15 protein-coding genes are annotated in these 16,877 nt (G+C 71.9%); 11 read left to right on the plus strand and 4 right to left on the minus strand.

Annotated features, from left to right (window positions below; genetic code table 11):
- Positions 1 to 64: 64 nt before the first annotated feature.
- Positions 65 to 1,231, minus strand: a complete 1,167-nt coding sequence (locus NS331_RS23735; RefSeq protein WP_058644410.1) for an acyl-CoA dehydrogenase family protein — start codon at positions 1,229 to 1,231, stop codon at positions 65 to 67.
- 238 nt (positions 1,232 to 1,469) lie between these two features.
- On the opposite strand from NS331_RS23735, the gene NS331_RS23740 reads away from it, so the two are divergent.
- Genes NS331_RS23740 through NS331_RS23785 form a run of 10 tightly spaced genes read left to right on the plus strand, consistent with a single transcriptional unit; the run spans position 1,470 to position 12,116 of the window.
- Entirely contained in the window at positions 1,470 to 2,375 is a 906-nt protein-coding gene (locus NS331_RS23740; RefSeq protein WP_058644411.1) for an SDR family NAD(P)-dependent oxidoreductase, read from the plus strand.
- 10 nt (positions 2,376 to 2,385) lie between these two features.
- Positions 2,386 to 3,186 (plus strand): enoyl-CoA hydratase/isomerase family protein, encoded by an 801-nt coding sequence (locus NS331_RS23745; RefSeq protein ID WP_058644397.1) that lies wholly within the window; start codon positions 2,386 to 2,388, stop codon positions 3,184 to 3,186.
- Positions 3,183 to 4,499 (plus strand): acetyl-CoA hydrolase/transferase family protein, encoded by a 1,317-nt coding sequence (locus NS331_RS23750; RefSeq protein WP_058644398.1) that lies wholly within the window; start codon positions 3,183 to 3,185, stop codon positions 4,497 to 4,499. Before NS331_RS23745 ends, NS331_RS23750 begins: the two co-directional genes overlap by 4 nt.
- A gap of 32 nt (positions 4,500 to 4,531) precedes the next feature.
- Entirely contained in the window at positions 4,532 to 5,740 is a 1,209-nt protein-coding gene (locus NS331_RS23755; RefSeq protein WP_058644399.1) for an acetyl-CoA C-acetyltransferase, read from the plus strand.
- 50 nt (positions 5,741 to 5,790) lie between these two features.
- Complete coding sequence (locus tag NS331_RS23760) at positions 5,791 to 6,783, plus strand: Bug family tripartite tricarboxylate transporter substrate binding protein (protein ID WP_058644400.1); 993 nt, start codon at positions 5,791 to 5,793, stop codon at positions 6,781 to 6,783.
- A gap of 1 nt (position 6,784) precedes the next feature.
- Positions 6,785 to 8,308: a class I adenylate-forming enzyme family protein gene (locus tag NS331_RS23765; RefSeq protein WP_058644401.1), complete on the plus strand. Its 1,524-nt coding sequence runs from the start codon at positions 6,785 to 6,787 to the stop codon at positions 8,306 to 8,308.
- A 22-nt stretch (positions 8,309 to 8,330) separates the two neighbouring features.
- Positions 8,331 to 9,323: a Bug family tripartite tricarboxylate transporter substrate binding protein gene (locus NS331_RS23770; protein ID WP_058644402.1), complete on the plus strand. Its 993-nt coding sequence runs from the start codon at positions 8,331 to 8,333 to the stop codon at positions 9,321 to 9,323.
- Between the two features lie 27 nt (positions 9,324 to 9,350).
- Positions 9,351 to 9,731 carry a Zn-ribbon domain-containing OB-fold protein gene (locus tag NS331_RS23775; RefSeq protein WP_058644403.1) on the plus strand — a complete coding sequence of 127 codons (381 nt, stop codon included), beginning with the start codon at positions 9,351 to 9,353 and terminating at the stop codon, positions 9,729 to 9,731.
- A complete protein-coding gene (locus NS331_RS23780) occupies positions 9,728 to 10,945 on the plus strand; it encodes a thiolase family protein (RefSeq protein ID WP_058644404.1) in 1,218 nt (405 codons plus the stop codon). Before NS331_RS23775 ends, NS331_RS23780 begins: the two co-directional genes overlap by 4 nt.
- A 13-nt stretch (positions 10,946 to 10,958) precedes the next feature.
- Positions 10,959 to 12,116, plus strand: coding sequence for an acyl-CoA dehydrogenase family protein (locus NS331_RS23785; protein ID WP_058644405.1), 1,158 nt, complete (start codon positions 10,959 to 10,961; stop codon positions 12,114 to 12,116).
- A 24-nt stretch (positions 12,117 to 12,140) separates the two neighbouring features.
- On the opposite strand, the gene NS331_RS23790 is transcribed toward NS331_RS23785, so the two are convergent.
- Positions 12,141 to 13,055: a LysR family transcriptional regulator gene (locus NS331_RS23790; RefSeq protein ID WP_058644406.1), complete on the minus strand. Its 915-nt coding sequence runs from the start codon at positions 13,053 to 13,055 to the stop codon at positions 12,141 to 12,143.
- Between the two features lie 146 nt (positions 13,056 to 13,201).
- On the opposite strand from NS331_RS23790, the gene NS331_RS23795 reads away from it, so the two are divergent.
- Entirely contained in the window at positions 13,202 to 14,482 is a 1,281-nt protein-coding gene (locus tag NS331_RS23795; RefSeq protein WP_058644407.1) for a CaiB/BaiF CoA transferase family protein, read from the plus strand.
- Positions 14,483 to 14,501: 19 nt separating this feature from the next.
- Here the strand turns inward: NS331_RS23795 and gshB are convergent, their stop codons facing one another.
- Both gshB and NS331_RS23805 read right to left on the minus strand, forming a co-directional pair.
- Positions 14,502 to 15,452: a glutathione synthase gene (gene gshB / locus NS331_RS23800; protein ID WP_058644408.1), complete on the minus strand. Its 951-nt coding sequence runs from the start codon at positions 15,450 to 15,452 to the stop codon at positions 14,502 to 14,504.
- Positions 15,449 to 16,705 carry a benzoate/H(+) symporter BenE family transporter gene (locus tag NS331_RS23805; protein WP_058644409.1) on the minus strand — a complete coding sequence of 419 codons (1,257 nt, stop codon included), beginning with the start codon at positions 16,703 to 16,705 and terminating at the stop codon, positions 15,449 to 15,451. Before NS331_RS23805 ends, gshB begins: the two co-directional genes overlap by 4 nt.
- Positions 16,706 to 16,877: the final 172 nt, after the last annotated feature.

The raw sequence follows: 16,877 nt of genomic DNA on the forward strand, positions 1-16,877 counted from the left end.
AGCGTGCGCCCCTTGAGGGGGATTGGACTTCCACACGCAGTGAGGAAGTCCAAACGGGGTGGTCTCAAAACGAACGGGGCAGGCCGAGCACGTGTTCGGCCACGTACGAATAGATCAGGTTGGTGGAGATCGGCGCCACCTGGTAGAGCCGCGTCTCCCGGAACTTGCGTTCCACGTCGTATTCGCAGGCGAAGCCGAAGCCGCCGTGGAACTGCAGGCAGGCGTTGGCGGCCTCCCAGCTGGCCTTGGCCGCCAGGTACTTGGCCATGTTGGCCTGCGTGCCCATGGGCTGGTGGGCGTCGAACAGCTCGCAGGCCTTCCAGCGCATCAGGTTGGCGGCCTCGACCTCGATGAAGGCATCGGCGATGGGGAACTGCACGCCCTGGTTCTGGCCGATGGGCCGGCCGAAGACCTGGCGGTCGCGCACGTAGTGCGTCACGCGGTCGATGAACCAGTAGCCGTCGCCGATGCATTCGGCCGCGATCAGCGTCCGCTCGGCATTGAGCCCGTCGAGGATGTACCTGAAGCCCTGGCCCTCCTGGCCGATGAGGTTCTCTTCCGGGATCTCCAGGTTCTCGAAGAACAGCTCGTTGGTCTCGTGGTTGACCATGTTGGCGATGGGCCGCACCGTCAGCCCGCGCTGCTGCGCCTCCTTGAGGTCGACCATGAAGATCGACATGCCCTCGGACTTCTTCGTCACCTCGGCCAGCGGCGTGGTGCGCGCGAGCAGGATCATCCAGTCGGAATGCTGCACGCGGCTGATCCACACCTTCTGGCCGTTGACCACGTAGCGGCCGTCCTTCTTCACGGCCGTGGTCTTGATCTTCGTGGTGTCGGTGCCGGTGGTGGGCTCGGTCACGCCCATCGACTGCAGCCGCCATTCCCCGCTGGCGATGCGCGGCAGGAACTTCTGCTTCTGCGCCTCGGAGCCGTGGCGCAGCAGCGTGCCCATGTTGTACATCTGGCCGTGGCAGGCGCCGGCGTTGCCGCCGCAGCGGTTGATCTCTTCCATCACCACGCTGGCCTCGGTCAGGCCCAGGCCCGAGCCGCCGTATTCCTGCGGGATCAGCGCCGCGAGCCAGCCGGCACGGGTGAGCGCGTCGACGAAGGCCTCGGGGTACGCGCGCTGCGCGTCGATCTCGCGGAAGTAGGCGTCGGGGAATTCCGCGCACAGGGCGCGCACCGCGTCGCGGATCTCGTGGTGGTTGTGTGACAGCGTCTTGTCGATCATGGCCGCCATGGTCGGCCCCCGCGCGCGCGGCGGCAAGCCGGCTTTGTGAAAGCGGGGCTTTCGCAGCGGCGAAGGCGGCCGTTCCACGCATGCGAAGGCGTGCCCTTCCACGCACGCGACGCCGTGCCCTTCCATGCAGCCGAAGTCCGGCCTTCGCAATGGCGAATGGTGCCGCGCCGCCGATGCGGCGAAGCTCGGGCCATCAGAACGACAAGGACGAGACATGGCCGGGCAGAAGATGATGCAGGACAAGGTGGTAGTGGTCACGGGCGCGGGCGGCGGCATCGGCCGCGACATGGCGCTGGCCCTGGCGGCCGAGGGCGCACGGGTGGTGGTCAACGACATCGGCACCTCCACCACCGGCGAGGGCACCGACGCCGGCCCGGCCCAGCGCGTGGTGGACGAGATCCGCGCCGCCGGCGGCCAGGCCGCGGCCAGCACCGACAGCGTGTCCGAGGCCGCGAGCGCCGGCCGCATCGTGCAGTGCGCGCTCGACCACTTCGGCCGCCTCGACGGCGTGGTCAACAACGCCGGCATCCTGCGCGACCGCTTCTTCCACAAGATGAGCGTGGACGAATGGGACGCGGTGATCCGCGTGCACCTGTACGGCAGCTTCTACATGAGCCGCGCCGCGGCCAACCACTTCAAGGAGCAGGAGAGCGGCGCCTTCGTGCACATGACCTCCACCTCCGGCCTCATCGGCAACCTGGGCCAGGCCAACTACAGCGCAGCCAAGCTGGGCGTGGTGGCGTTGTCGAAGAGCATCGCGCTGGACATGCAGAAGTTCAACGTGCGCTCCAACTGCATCTCGCCCTTCGCCTGGAGCCGCATGATCGGCGCCATTCCCACCGACACGCCGGAGCAGCAGGCCCGGGTGGAGAAGCTGCGGCAGATGACGCCGGGCAAGATCGCGCCGCTGGCCGTCTACCTGCTGTCGGACGCGGCGGCCGGCGTCAACGCCCAGGTCTTCGCGGTGCGCAACAACGAGATCTTCGTCATGAGCCAGCCGCGGCCCCTGCGTTCGGTGCACCGCAGCGAGGGCTGGTCCCCGCAGTTCATCGCCGAGCACGGCATGCCGGCCCTCAAGGCCGCCTTCGTGCCGATGGACCGCTCGGCCGACGTATTCAGCTGGGACCCGGTCTGACGGCGCCGCCATGTCCGACGACAACCCCATCCTCACCGACGTGCAGGGCGGCGTGGGCACCATCACGCTCAACCGCCCCGAGACACGCAACGCCCTGAGCCAGGCCATGCGGCCGGCGCTGGCCGCCGCCATCGGCCGCATGCGCGACGACGCGCAGGTGCACACCGTGATCCTGCAGGGTGCCGGCGGCGCCTTCTGCTCCGGCGGCGACATCGGCCAGATGCTGGACCCGGCCCAGACCGGTCTGCCCTGGCGCGACCGCATCCGGCAGCTTCACCATTGGTTCCCGGCGCTGGAGAACCTCGAGAAGCCTGTCATCGCCGCCGTCGACGGCCCGGCCTTCGGTGCCGGCCTGAGCCTGGCGCTGGCGGCCGACTTCGTGCTAGCCACGCGCCGCGCCAGCTTCTGCGCCGTGTTCGGCCGCATCGGCCTGGTGCCGGACCTGGGCGCCATGCACCTGCTGCCGCGCATCGTGGGCCGGCAGAAGGCCAAGGAGCTGGTCTTCACCGCCCGCAGCTTCGGCGCGGAGGAGGCGCAGTCGCTCGGCATCGTCTACCAGGTGGTGGCCGACGCCGAGGCGCTCCAGGCCGCGGCCCTGGCCCTGGCGCGCCGTTTCGGCGAGGCCTCGACCGCCGCCATCGGCATGGCCAAGACCATCATGAACCGCGCCTTCGAGCAGGACGCCGCCGCCCTGGCCGAGATGGAGGCCTATGCACAGACGATGTGCCGAGGCTCGGCCTACCACCAGGACGCGGTGCAGCGCTTCCGCGACCGGCAGCCGCTGCGCTTCGACTGGAACCGCGACGCATGAGCACGCGCAGCGCGGGCGGCGCCGAGGTCCATTCGGCGGACGGCCTCGCCGAACGCCTGCAGGCCCTGGTCCGCCCGGGCGACACGCTCTGGTGGGGCCAGGCCACGGCCGAGCCGCTGACGCTGACCCGTGCGCTGGTGGCCCACCGACAGGCGCTCGCAGGCGAGGGCCGGCTGCGGGTGTTCGTCGGCATCGCCGCCTCGGACACGCTGCAGCCCGTGCAGGCGGACGTGCTGGACTTCTTCGGCTACGCGGCGGGTGGCGCGCACCGCGCGCTGGCGCAGGCCGGTGTGCTGGACATCCTGCCCTGCCACTACTCGCAACTGCCCGGCCTGATCGAGCAGGGCCGCCTGCCGGCCGACGTGGTGCTGCTGCAGCTGTCGCCGCCCGACGCGCAGGGCCGCTACAGCCTGGGCCAGGCCTGCGAGTACCTGCCAGCGGCCATCGCCCGCGCGCGGGTGGTGGTCGGCGAAGTGAACCCCGAGGTGCCCTGGACGGCCGGCGGTCCGCTGCTGCGCGCCGAAGACTTCGCCCTGCTGGTGGACGCTGCCCATCCGCCGCTCGCGCTGCGGCGCGCCGCGCCCGGTGCCGCAGAACTGGCCATCGCCGCGCACATCGCCGGCCTGGTGGAAGACGGTGCCACGCTGCAGCTCGGCGTGGGCAACCTGCCCGAGGCGGTGCTGGCCGCGCTGCACCGCCACCGCGACCTGGGCCTGCACAGCGGCGCGGTGGGCGACGGCGTGGCCGCGCTGGCCGAGGCCGGCGCGCTCACGAATGCCCGCAAGACACGCGACACCGGAACGGGCATCGCCGGCATCCTCATGGGCAGCGCCGCCCTGCGCCGCTGGGCCCACCGCAACCCGGCCCTGCAGTTGCGCGACACCCGCTACACGCACGACGCGCAGGTACTGGCCGACAGCCATCGCCTCGCCGCCATCAACGCCGCCATCGAGGTCGACCTCACCGGCCAGGTCAATGCCGAGGTCGCCGGCGGCGTGTACGTGGGCGCGGTGGGCGGCGCGGCCGACTTCCTGCGCGGCGCTGCGCGCAGCCGTGGCGGCCTGCCCATCGTGGCGCTGCCCGCCTCGCACCAGGGCCGCAGCCGCATCGTGGCGCGGCTGTCCGGCCCCGTGAGCACGGCCCGCAGCGATGCCGGCCTGATCGTCACCGAGCACGGCGTGGCCGACCTGCGCGGCCAGCCGCTGTCGCGCCGCGTGCAGCGCCTCGTCGACATCGCCGCGCCCGAGCATCGCGCCGCCCTCGCCCACGAGGCGCATGCGCTGCTGCGCCAGTGCGGCGCGGCCTTCCATTGACGGCCTTTCCCTTCATCGTCCCAGGAGTCCCCATGCGCCGAGCCGCCATCGTCACCCCCCTGCGCACGCCCGTCGGCGCCTTCGGCGGCAGCCTTCGACCGGTGCCCGTCGAGGAACTGGCCGCCACCGTGGTGCGCGCCGTCGTCGACCGCAGCGGCATCGACCCGGCCCGCATCGACGACGTGGTGTTCGCCCAGTCCTATGCCAGCAGCGAGGTGCCCTGCGTGGGCCGCTGGGCCGCGCTGCAGGCCGGCCTGCCCGTGGGCGTGCCCGGCATGCAGCTGGACCGGCGCTGCGGCGGCGGCCTGCAGGCCGTGGTGACGGCAGCCATGATGGTGCAGAGCGGCGCCGCCGACGTGGTGCTGGCGGGCGGCGTGGAGAGCATGAGCAACATCGAGTACTACAGCACCGACATGCGCTGGGGCGCACGCTCGGGCAACGTGCGCTTCTACGACCGGCTGGAGCGCGGCCGCGAACGCTCGCAGCCGGTGGCGCGCTTCGGCCGCATCTCCGGAATGATCGAGACGGCCGAGAACCTGGCGCGCGACTACGGCATCGGCCGCGACGCCGCCGATGCCTTCGCGGCCCGCAGCCACCAGCGCGCCGCCGCCGCGTGGGAGGCCGGCCGCTTCGACGCCGAGGTCGTGCCGGTGAGCGTGCCCCAGCGCAAGGGCGAGGCGCTGCGCGTCGCGCGCGACGAAGGCATTCGCCCCGACACCACCGCGCAGAGCCTGGCCCGCCTGAAACCGCTGATGGCCGAGGGCAGCGTCACTGCCGGCAACGCCAGCCAGCAGAACGACGCCGCCGCGGCCTGCCTGGTGGTGGCCGAGGACACGCTGGCCGAACTGGGCCTCACGCCCATGGGCACGCTGGTGGGCTGGGCCGCGGCCGGCTGCGAGCCCTCGCACATGGGCATCGGCCCGGTGCCGGCCACGCAGAAGCTGCTGGCGCGCCTGGGCCTCACCCTGGACCAGATGGACCTGGTGGAAGTCAACGAGGCCTTCGCCTGCCAGGTGCTGGCCGTGCTGCAGGGCTGGGACTGGCAGGACCAGGACGCCATCGCCCACAAGCTCAACGTCAACGGCTCGGGCATCTCGCTGGGCCACCCGATCGGCGCCACGGGCGTACGCATCCTGGCCACGCTGATGCACGAGCTGCAGCGCCGCCAGGGCCGCTATGCGCTGGAGACGATGTGCATCGGCGGCGGCCAGGGCATCGCGGCCGTGTTCGAGCGCGCCTGAGTTCCAGGGGGCCGCCGGCCACCCGTTCATACCAAGACAAGGAGACAACCATGGCCCATTCCCCGATCCGCACCGCCCGGCGCTCCTTGCTGAGGGCGGCGCTGGCCCTTGCCGCCGCCTTCGCACTGCCGCCCGCGCTCGCGCAGGACAACCCGCCGGTGCGCCTCATCGTCGGCTATGCGGCCGGCGGGCCGGTGGACCAGGGCGCGCGCCTGGTGGCCGTCGCGCTCTCGCGCGAACTGGGGGGGCCGGTGCTGGTGGAGAACAAGCCCGGCGCCAACGCCACGCTGGCCGGCAGCGAGGTGGTGCGGGCCAGGCCCGACGGCCTGACGCTGTTCTTCGCGGCCAGCCCCACCATCACCATCAGCCCCAACGTGATGGCGCGCATGCCCTTCGACCCGGCGCGCGACCTGGCACCGGTGGCGCCGGTGCTGAGCTACTACAACGTGCTGGTCGCCAACAACGACGAGCCCTTCAGGACCACCCGCGAGCTGGTGGCCTACGCCAAGGCCAACCCGGGCAGGCTGAGCTACGGCTCCGCGGGCGTGGGCGGCTCCAACCACCTGGGCATGCTGCTCTTCGCCAAGCGCAGCGGCATCGCGCTCAATCACATTCCCTACAAGGGCAATGCGCCGGCCATGACGGATCTGATCGGCGGCCAGATCGACCTGATGATGGACATCATCAGCACCGCCGGCACCTACATCGCCGCCGGCAAGGTGCGCCCCATCGCCGTCACCTCGCCGCAGCGCAACGCCACGCTGCCGGAGGTGCCCACCCTGGCCGAATCGGGCATCGCCGGGCTGGAGGGTTTCGACGTCGGCGGCTGGTACGGCATCTACGGACCCAAGGACCTGCCCGCGGCCAAGGTGGAGAGCCTCAACCGCGCCATCACGGCCGCCCTGGCGCAACCGGCGCTGGCCAAGCGCCTGAAGGAACTGGGCTACGACGAATGGACCGGCGCGCCGCAGAAGCTGGCCGAGCGCGCCGCGAAGGAGCGGGCGCTGTGGTCCACCGTGACCCAGGGCATCGTGGTGGATTGACATGCCCACCCGCCTGCACCACGCCCTGGACCGCTGGCTGGCCGAAGCGCCGCAGCGGCCCTTCATCCACCTGCCCGACGGCCGCAGCCTGAGCTTCGCCGACCTGGGCGCCATGACCGATGCCGCCGAGGCCGAGCTGCGCTCGCTGGACGTGCGGCCTGGCGACCGCGTGCTGGTGGTGGCCGAGAACGGCCCCGAGCATGCGGCGCTGATCCTGGCCTGCAGCCGCGTCGGCGCCTGGTCCTGCGGCGTCAACGCGCGCATGGCACCGGCCGAGGTCGACGGCTTCGACACCACCGCCGACGCGCGGCTGGTGTACTTCACGGCCCAGGCCAGCGACGGCGCCGCCGCCCATGCGGGACGGATGGACGCCATGCCTTCGGCCGTGCCGGGCCTCTTACGCACGGCCGTGCGCGCCGCCGCGCGGCCCGAGCCCGATCCGCAGCTCGGCGAGCGCGGCGCCGTGGCCGCGCTCATCTTTACCTCGGGCACCACGGGACGGCCCAAGGGCGTGATGCTCACGCACGACGCGCTGCTGCACTTCGCGCGCGTATCGGGCGCCTCGCGCCAGCTGGGGCCCGACGACCGCAGCTATGCCTTCGTGCCGATGACCCACATCTTCGGCCTGGGCACGGTGTTGATGAGTTCGCTGCTGGCGGGCGCGCAGCTGGTGATGCGGCCGCAGTTCGAACCGCAGGACCTGCTGCAGGCGCTGGCCCATGAAGGCGTCTCGCAGCTGCAGGGGCCGCCGGCGCTGTTCTCGCGCCTGCTGGCCCACCTGGAGCACGAGGGCATCGCCCGGCCCGAGGCACCCCACCTGCGCTACCTCTACACCGGCGCCGGGCCGCTGGACCTGGCGCTCAAGCGGCGCGTGGAGGCGGCCTTCGGCCAGGTACTGCATCACGGCTACGGCCTGTCCGAGTACGCCGGCTCGGTGCACGTCACTCGCCTGGGTGAGCGGCGCGACGACACCAGCGCCGGCCACCGGGTGGCCGAGGCCGAACTGCAGGTGGTGGAGCCGGCGACGGGCCGGTTGCTGCCGGTGGGCGAGCGCGGGGAGCTGTGGATCCGCGGCCGGGGCCTCATGCCCGGCTACTTCCGCGATGCCGCAGCCACCGCCGCAGCCATGCGCCCGGGCGGCTGGTACGCCAGCGGCGACCTGGGCGAGCTCGCGGCGGACGGCGCGCTCTTCGTGGTCGGTCGGCTGAAGGAAATGATCATCCGCTCGGGCTTCAACGTGTACCCGGCGGAGGTGGAACTGGCCCTCAACACCCATCCCGCGGTGCAGCGCTCGGCCGTGGTCGGCTGCCCCGAGGACGACGGCAACGAGGCCATCGTGGCCTATGTCGAGTTGCGCCGCGGCGCGCTGCTCGACGCCGCGGCGCTGCAGGCCCACCTGCGCCCGCTGCTGGCGCCCTACAAGCGCCCGGCGCGCATCGTGGCGCTGGACGAGCTGCCCACCAACACCAACGGCAAGGTCCTGCGGCGCGTGCTGCGCGAGTGGGCCGAGGCGCCGACGCATTGACACCAGAAGAAGGAGACACGCCATGCCCACCATCCCCGTCGATTCCGACCGCCGACGCTGGCTCGCCGGTGGCCTGCTGGCCGCCGCCACCTGGCCGATCGGTGCGCTGGCCGCCGAGCCCTGGCCCAGCCGGCCGGTGCGCTTCATCGTGCCCTTCCCGCCCGGCGGGCCGGTGGACACCACGGCGCGCATCGCCAGCCAGCGGCTGTCGGAGATCTGGAAGACGCCCACCGTCATCGACAACCGCGCCGGCGCGGGCGGCACCGTCGGCGCCACGGTCGCAGCCAAGGAGGCGCCCGACGGCTACGGCCTGTTCGTGGGCGCCATCCACCATGCGGTCAACCCTGCGCTCATGGGCAAGCTGCCCTACGACATCGAGAAAGACTTCGCGCCGGTGAGCTTCGCGGCCGTATTCCCGGTGTTCGTGGTCGCCAACGCCGCGGTGCCCGCCAACACCATCGCCGAGCTGATCGCGCTGGCGAAGAAGCCGGGCAGCCAGCTGAGCTTCGGCTCCTCCGGCAACGGCGGCGGCACGCACCTGGCGGGCGAGCTGTTCAACATGGAGGCCGGCACGAAGCTGCTCCATGTGCCCTACAAAGGCAGCGCGCCGGCCATGAACGACCTGCTGGGCGGGCAGGTGCAGCTGATGTTCAGCGACGCACCCACGGCGCTGCCGCACATCCGCTCCGGGCGCATCAAGGTGCTGGCCGTGGCCAGCCCGCAGCGCTCGGCCATGCTGCCGTCGGTGCCCACCGTGGCCGAGTCCGGGTTGCCTGGCTACGAGGCCTATTCCTGGGCGGCGCTGTTCGCGCCGGCGCGCACGCCGCAGCCGGTGCTGGACCGCATCAATGCCGACTTCAACACCGCCTTCAACGACCCGGCCGTGCGCCAGCGGCTGCTGGACGCGGGCGCCGAGGCCGACCCGGGCACGCAGGAGGCCATGCGCCAGCGGCTGCACAGCGAGATGGGCAAGTGGGCGAAGGTCATCAAGACGGCCGGCATCACGGTGTCCTGACCCATGTCCAGCACACCCTCTCCCACCATGCACGTCGGCGCGGGCGCCCACTACCAGGCCGAGCTGGATGCCGGCCGCTTCTGCCTGCAGCATTGCCCGCAGTGCGGTCGCCATGTGTTCACGCCGCGCGAACTCTGCCCCCACTGCGGCGCTGCCCCGCTGCGCTGGGTGCGGGCGCGCGGTACCGGCGAGGTCCATTCGGCCAGCACGGTCCACCGCAAGGCCGAGGACGGCGGCCCCTACAACGTGTCGCTGATCGACCTCGACGAGGGCGTGCGCATGATGAGCCGCGTGGAAGGCATCGTGCCCGAGGCCGTGCGCATCGGCCAGCGCGTGAAGGCGCGCGTCGTCCAGCGCGAGGGGCGCGGGCTGGTGCTCTTCCAGCCCGAGGAAGGCGGTGCGGCATGACCACGGCCGGACAGATCCCCCGTTCCGCGCTCGATGCCGGCACCGTCAACCGCGGCCTGCGGGGCCGCGTCGCCATCGCCGGGGCCGCCACCTACGGCTGCGGCGAGTCGCCGGGCATGGACGACATGGCGCTGCTGGTGCGCGCCGCCCATGCGGCGGTGGCCGATGCGGGCCTGACGATGCAGGACATCGACGGCATCGCCACCTGCAGCGTGGCGGCCAGCATGTGGGCCATGCCGGTGGTGGAGCACCTGGGCCTCAACCCCAGCTACGTGGACGGCACCATGCTGGGCGGCAGCAGCTTCATCGCCCACCTGCTGCCGGCCATCCGCGCGCTGGAGGCGGGCCAGTGCAAGGCGGTGCTGGTGTGCTACGGCAGCGCGCAGCGCTCGGCCAGCTTCGGCCGGCGGGAAATGCAGGCGGCACGGCGCTTCCTCGATCCGCAGCCCTGGGAATCGCCCTACGAGCCGGTGCTGCCCGTGACCGCCTATGCGCTGGCCGCGGCGCGCCACATGTACGAGTTCGGCACCACGCGCACCCAGCTGGCCGAGGTGGCCGTCGCCGCCCGCGCCTGGGCCCAGCGCAATCCCGAGGCCTTCCGGCGCGATCCGCTCACGGTCGACGACGTGCTGGCCGCGCGGCCCGTCGCCAGCCCGCTGGGCGTGCTCGACTGCTGCCTCGTGACCGACGGCGGCGGCGCCCTGGTGCTGGTGCGCGCCGACCGCGCGCGCGACCTGCCGCAGCCGCCGGTCTATGTCCTGGGCACGGCCACGGCCGTGTGGCACCGGCAGATCTCGTGCATGCCGGTGCTCACCACCACCGCGGCCGCCCAGTCGGGGGCTCAGGCCTTCGCCATGGCAGGCCTGGGGCCCGCCGACATGGACATGGCCCAGCTCTACGACGCCTTCACCATCAACACGCTGCTGTTCCTGGAAGACCTGGGCTTCTGCGCCAAGGGCGAGGGCGGCCCCTTCGTGGAGGGCGGCGCCATCGCGCCGGGCGGGCGGCTGGCCGTCAACACCAACGGCGGCGGACTGTCCTGCGTGCACCCCGGCATGTACGGCATCTTCGCCCTGATCGAGGCCGTGCGGCAGCTGCGCGGCCAGGCCGGCCAGCGCCAGCTGGCGACGCACCGCACGGCCGTGGTCCACGGCAACGGCGGCACGCTGTCCAGCCAATCCACCGCCGTGCTGGGCACGGCCGACAGCCTGTGAGGAGACGAGCCCCATGATCCGCGATACCCAGACCCTCGACGCGCTGCTCGACAGCGTGAACCGCTTCGTGCGCGACCGCCTCGTGCCCGCCGAAGACACCGTGGAGCGCACGGACGAAGTGCCCGCCGACATCGTGCAGGACATGCGCGCGCTGGGCCTGTTCGGCCTGTCGATCCCCGAAGAGCACGGCGGCCTGGGCCTCACCATGGAGGAAGAGGCCCGCGTGCTCTTCGCGCTGTGCCAGACCTCGCCCGCCTTCCGCTCGGTGATCGGCACCAACGTGGGCATCGGCTCGCAGGGCATCCTGATCGACGGCACGCCCGAGCAGCAGCGCGACTGGCTGCCGCGGCTGGCCAGCGGCGAGCTGATCGCCTCCTTCGCGCTGACCGAGCCCGAGGCCGGTTCGGACGCCGCCTCGCTGCGCACCACGGCCATCCGCGACGGCGACCATTACGTGGTCAACGGCAGCAAGCGCTACATCACCAACGCGCCGCATGCGGGCATGTTCACGCTCATGGCGCGCACCGATCCGCAGGACAAGGGCGCCGGCGGCATTTCGGCCTTCATCGTCGACGCACGCACGCCGGGCATCCGCTTCGGCAAGAACGACCGCAAGATGGGCCAGCGCGGCGCCCACACCTGCGACGTGATCTTCGACGACGTGCGGGTGCCGGCCGCCAACCTCATCGGCGGGCGCGAAGGGCAGGGCTTCCGCACCGCGATGAAGGTGCTGGAGAAGGGCCGCATCCACATCGCGGCGGTGGCAGTGGGGTTGGCCCGGCGCATCCTGCGCGACGCGCTGGCCTACGCCGTGGAGCGCAAGCAGTTCGGTCAGCCGGTGGCCGACTTCCAGCTGGTGCAGGCCATACTGGCCGACAGCCAGGCCGAGCTGTTCGCCGCCGAATCGATGACGCTGGAGGCCGCGCGCCGCCGCGACGAGGGCCTGCCGGTGGCCATCGAGGCCTCCAGCGCCAAGATGTTCGCCACCGAGGCCTGCGGCCGCATCGCCGACCGCGCGGTGCAGATCCTGGGCGGCGCCGGCTACATGGCCGAGTACGGCATCGAGCGCTTCTACCGCGACGTGCGGCTGCTGCGCCTGTACGAGGGCACCACGCAGATCCAGCAGATCATCATCGCGCGGGCCATGGCGCGGGATGGGCGTGTGGCCTGAGGGAAGGCCGCGACGCAGGCTGCCTCAGTCCGGATCGAGCCGCCCCTGCGCATCGGCCACGAGCAGCGCCACCAGCTCCTGCGCGAAGGCCGGCAGCGTCTCGCGCCGGCGCATGCAGATCTGCATCTCGCGCACCGACCAGGCGTCCGACAGCGGCACGATGCCGATGGCCATGGCCTGCGCATGCCGGCTGGCGGCCGACTCGGGCAGCACACCCACGCCCACGCCGGACGCGATCATGCGGCAGGCGGTCTCGAAGTTGCCCACCTGGATGCGCTGCTTGATGGGCTTGTGCAGCTGGTCGCTGGCCTGCCGCAGGAAGGCGTGGATGGCGCTGGACTCGTGCAGGCCCACGTGGTCGAAGGCGAGCGTGTCGGCGAAGTCGATCTGCGCCTCGGCCTGCAGCGCATGGCCCTGCGGCACCACCAGCACCAGCCGGTCGCGGCGGTAGGGCAGCGTCTCCAGGTCTTCGGTGCGCACCAGGCCGGCCACGATGCCGATGTCGGTCTGGCCGTCCATCACCGCGCGCACGATGTCGTGCGACAGGCGTTCGCGCAGGTCGATGTTGACGTCCGGGTTGCGCCGCAGAAAGTGCCGCAGCACCGGCGGCAGGAATTCACTGAGCGAGGTGGTGTTGGCGAACACCCGCACATGGCCCTTGATGCCGCGCACGTATTCCTGCATGTCGCCGCGCAGGTGCTCGATCTGGCCCAGCACGGCGCGCGCATGCGTCACCAGCGCCTGGCCGGGCGGCGTGAGCGTCACGCCCTGGTTGGTGCGGAAGAGCAGCTTGGTGCCGATGCCTTCCTCCAGGTTCTTGATGCGGGTGCTGGCCGCCGGCAGCGAGATGAAGGACAGCTCCGCGCCGCGCGTCATGCTGTTGGCGTCGGCGATGTGCACCATCAGGCGCAGGTCCACCAGGTCGAAATGCATGGCCATGGGCGGGCATTCTAGGAATGCCCCCGGCCGTCGCCGCAGCGCTGCGCCTCGGTGGAAGCCCGCCTTCCACAAATGAAAAGCAGCCGCTGCGCCCGCGCCGTAGCATGCGCGCGCGGCCCGCCAGAAGGCCGCGGAGACAAGTCCGCATGACCGCTTCCCCATCGCCCACCCACCAAGCGCCCGCCGGCGCGCTGTCGCACCTGCGGGTGCTCGACCTCTCGCGCGTGCTCGCCGGCCCCTGGTGCACGCAGAACCTGGCCGACCTGGGCGCCGACGTCGTCAAGATCGAGAAGCCCGGCGAAGGCGACGACACCCGCCGCTGGGGGCCGCCCTTCTTCGCCGACGAGGCCGGCCAGCCCACGGACCAGGCCTGCTACTTCGCCGCCTGCAACCGCAACAAGCGCTCGGTCACGGTGGACATGGCCACAACCGAAGGCCAGCAACTCATCCGCGCGCTGGCGGCGCAGAGCGACGTGGTGGTGGAGAACTTCAAGACCGGCGGCCTGGCGCGCTACGGCCTGGACTACGGCAGCCTGTCGGCGCTGAACCCGCGGCTGATCTACTGCTCGGTCACGGGCTTCGGCCACACCGGACCGTACGCGCCGCGCGCCGGCTACGACCTGCTGGTGCAGGCCATGAGCGGGCTGATGAGCGTGACCGGCCGCGCGGACGGGGAACCCGGCGGCGGCCCACTGCGGGTGGGCGTGGCGGTGATCGACCTGTTCACCGGCATGTACGCCACCACCGCCATCCTGGGTGCGCTGGAGGCGCGCCACCGCACCGGCCGCGGCCAGCACATCGACATGGCGCTGATGGACGTGGCCATGGCCGTGCTGGCCAACCAGGGCGCGGGCTATCTCAACAGCGGCCAGGTGCCGGGCCGCCTGGGCAACAGCCATCCGAGCGTGGTGCCCTACCAGGACTTTCCGACCACCGACGGCCGCATGCTGCTGGCCATCGGCAACGACGGGCAGTTCGCCCGCTTCTGCGCCGCCGCCGGCACCGGCTGGGCGCAGGAACCGCGCTTCGCCACCAACGCGGCGCGCGTGGTGCACCGCGCGGCGCTGATCCCGCTGATGGAGGCCATCACGCGCCAGCGCCCGACGGCCGACTGGATCGCGCTGCTGGAAGACAAGGCCGTGCCCTGCGGCGCCATCAACGACGTCGGCCAGGCCTTCGCCGATCCGCAGGCGCAGGCCCGTGGCCTGGCCGTGACGCAGCGGCGCTATGCCGACGGCGAACGGCCGGCCGGCGAGGTGGTGGACCGCGTGGTCACGGCCGCCAGCCCGCTGCGGCTGTCGGACACGCCGCCCACCCTGCGCCACGCGCCGCCGGCGCTGGGCCAGCACACCGACGCGGTGCTGGCGGAACGGCTGGGCCTGGGCGCCGGCGACATCGCGGGCCTGCGCGCCCGCGGCGTCGTCTGAGCGCCGGCGGGCAGTCCGCTCAGCCCGCCCGCACCTGCGCCTCCAGCGCATCCACGAACAGCGCCGGCACGTCGCAGCCGGTCTGGTCGTGGATCTCCTGGAAGCAGGTGGGGCTGGTGACGTTGATCTCGGTGAGCGAGCCGCCGATCACGTCCAGGCCGATCAGCAGCAGGCCGCGCGCGAAGAGCTTGGGGCCGATGGCCTCGGCGATGCGGCGGTCGTCGGCCGACAGCGGCTGGGCCACGCCCTTGCCGCCGGCCGCCAGGTTGCCGCGCACCTCGGTGCCCTGCGGAATGCGTGCCAGGCAGTAGGGCACGGGCTGGCCGGCGATCACCAGCACGCGCTTGTCGCCCTGGCTGATCTCGGGCACGAAGCGCTGGACCATGATCGTCTCGGCGCCGCCCTTGTTGAGCGTCTCGATGATGGAGCCCAGGTTCAGCGCGTCCTGCTTGACGCGGAAGATGCCCATGCCGCCCATGCCGTCCAGCGGCTTGAGGATGATGTCGCCGTGCTCGGCATGGAAGGCGCGCACCGCCGCGTCGCTGCGCGTCACCAGCGTGGGCGTGGTGAATTCGGGAAACTCCATGATCGCCAGCTTTTCCGGATGGTCGCGCAGCGCCCGCGGCTTGTTGACCACGCGCGCGCCCTCGCGCTCGGCCTGTTCCAGCAGGTGGGTGGCGTAGATGTACTCGGCGTCGAAGGGCGGGTCCTTGCGCATCAGCACGGCGTCGAAGTCCTTGAGCGGCACGCGCTCGCGCTGGTCCACCGTGTACCAGTCCTCGGCATCGCCGGTGAGCGTGATGCGCAGCACCTCGGCCTCGACCACGCCGCCGGAGCGCCAGCCCAGGTCCTGCGGCAGGCAGGCGGCGATGCGGTGGCCGCGCCGCTGGGCCTCGCGCATCATCGAGAAGGTGGTGTCCTTGTAGGTCTTGAACAGGTCGAGCGGATCGGCGACGAAGAGGAAGTTCATGATGGCGTGTGCTTGTTGTCGTGGCCGCCCTGGCGGGCGTCCAGCCTGATCTTGCAGGCAGGCGCGATGTCCTTGCCGGTGGGGGTCTTTGGCCGGCCGGCCTGCTGCACGAGCAGCGCGGCCGCGCCAGCCACCACGCCCCAGAAGGCGGAACCGATGCCGAATAGGGTGAGGCCCGAGAGCGTGACCAGGAAGGTGATGAGCGCCGCCTCGCGGTGCGCCTCGTCGCGCAGCGCGGTGGCCAGGCCGCCGCCGATGGTCGACAGCAGCGCCAGTCCGGCGATGGCCGCCACCAGCTCCTTCGGAAAGGCCGTCAACAGTCCCGCCACCGCAGCGCCGAAGCAGCCGATCAGCACGTAGATGAGGCCGCAGCACACGGCGGCGGTGTAGCGCTTGTGTGGGTCTTCGTGCGCCTCGCGGCCCATGCAGATGGCGGCGGTGATGGCGCTCAGGTTGAGCGCATAGCCGCCGAAGGGCGCCAGCAGCAGCGTGGCCACGCCGGTCAGCGTGATCAGCTTGCTGACCGGCATGTCATAGCCCGCGGCACGGATGGCCGCCACGCCGGGCAGGTTCTGCGAGGCCATGGTCACGACGAAGAGCGGCAGCGCCAGGCTGATGGCCGCCTGCCACGTGAATTGCGGCATGGTGAACACCGGCATGGCCAGCGTGAAGTGCACCGTGCTCCACGCCAGCTGGTCGCGCACGGCCGCATAGGCGATGGCCGCCGCCAGGGTCAGCGGCACGGCGTAGCGCGGCAGCCAGCGCTTGCCCGCGAGGTAGGTGGCCAGCATCAGCAGGACCAGCGGCAGCGCCGTCTGCGCGGCCGTGAAGGCCGACAGGCCGAAGCGCGCCAGCACGCCCGCCAGCAGCGCCGAGGCGATGGCCATGGGAATGCGGTTCATCACCCGCTCGAACCAGCCGGTGGCGCCGGCCAGCGTGATGAGTGCGGCGCAGACGATGAAGGCACCCACGGCCTCGCCCATGGAATAGCCGGCACCGGCCGTGGCCAGCACAGCCGCGCCGGGCGTGCTCCAGGCCACCATGACCGGCTTGCGCAGCCACAGCGACGGGATGACCGTGGCCAGGCCCATGCCGAGGCCCAGTGCCCACATCCACGAGGCGATCTCCCGCGCATCGGCCCCGAAGGCCTGCGCGGCCTGGAACACGATGGCCACCGAACTGGTGAAGCCCACCAGCACCGCGACGAAGCCGGCGGTGAAGGCGGGCAGGTTGACATCCCGGAAAAAACGCATAGCCGGCGATTGTGCCGGGCCGACGTTTCAGGGCGTGACGACGCCCCCTCTCCCCCGACCCCTCTCCCGCGAGGGGAGAGGGGAGAGGGGCGGACGCGGGCACGACGAGGCGTTCCGCCCGCTGTGTGGGCTTGCCCCCTCTCCCCTCGCGGGAGAGGGTTGGGGAGAGGGG

This window comes from Pseudacidovorax intermedius, from assembly GCF_001476815.1.
In the GTDB taxonomy this organism is placed as follows: Bacteria; Pseudomonadota; Gammaproteobacteria; order Burkholderiales; family Burkholderiaceae_C; genus Xenophilus; species Xenophilus intermedius_A.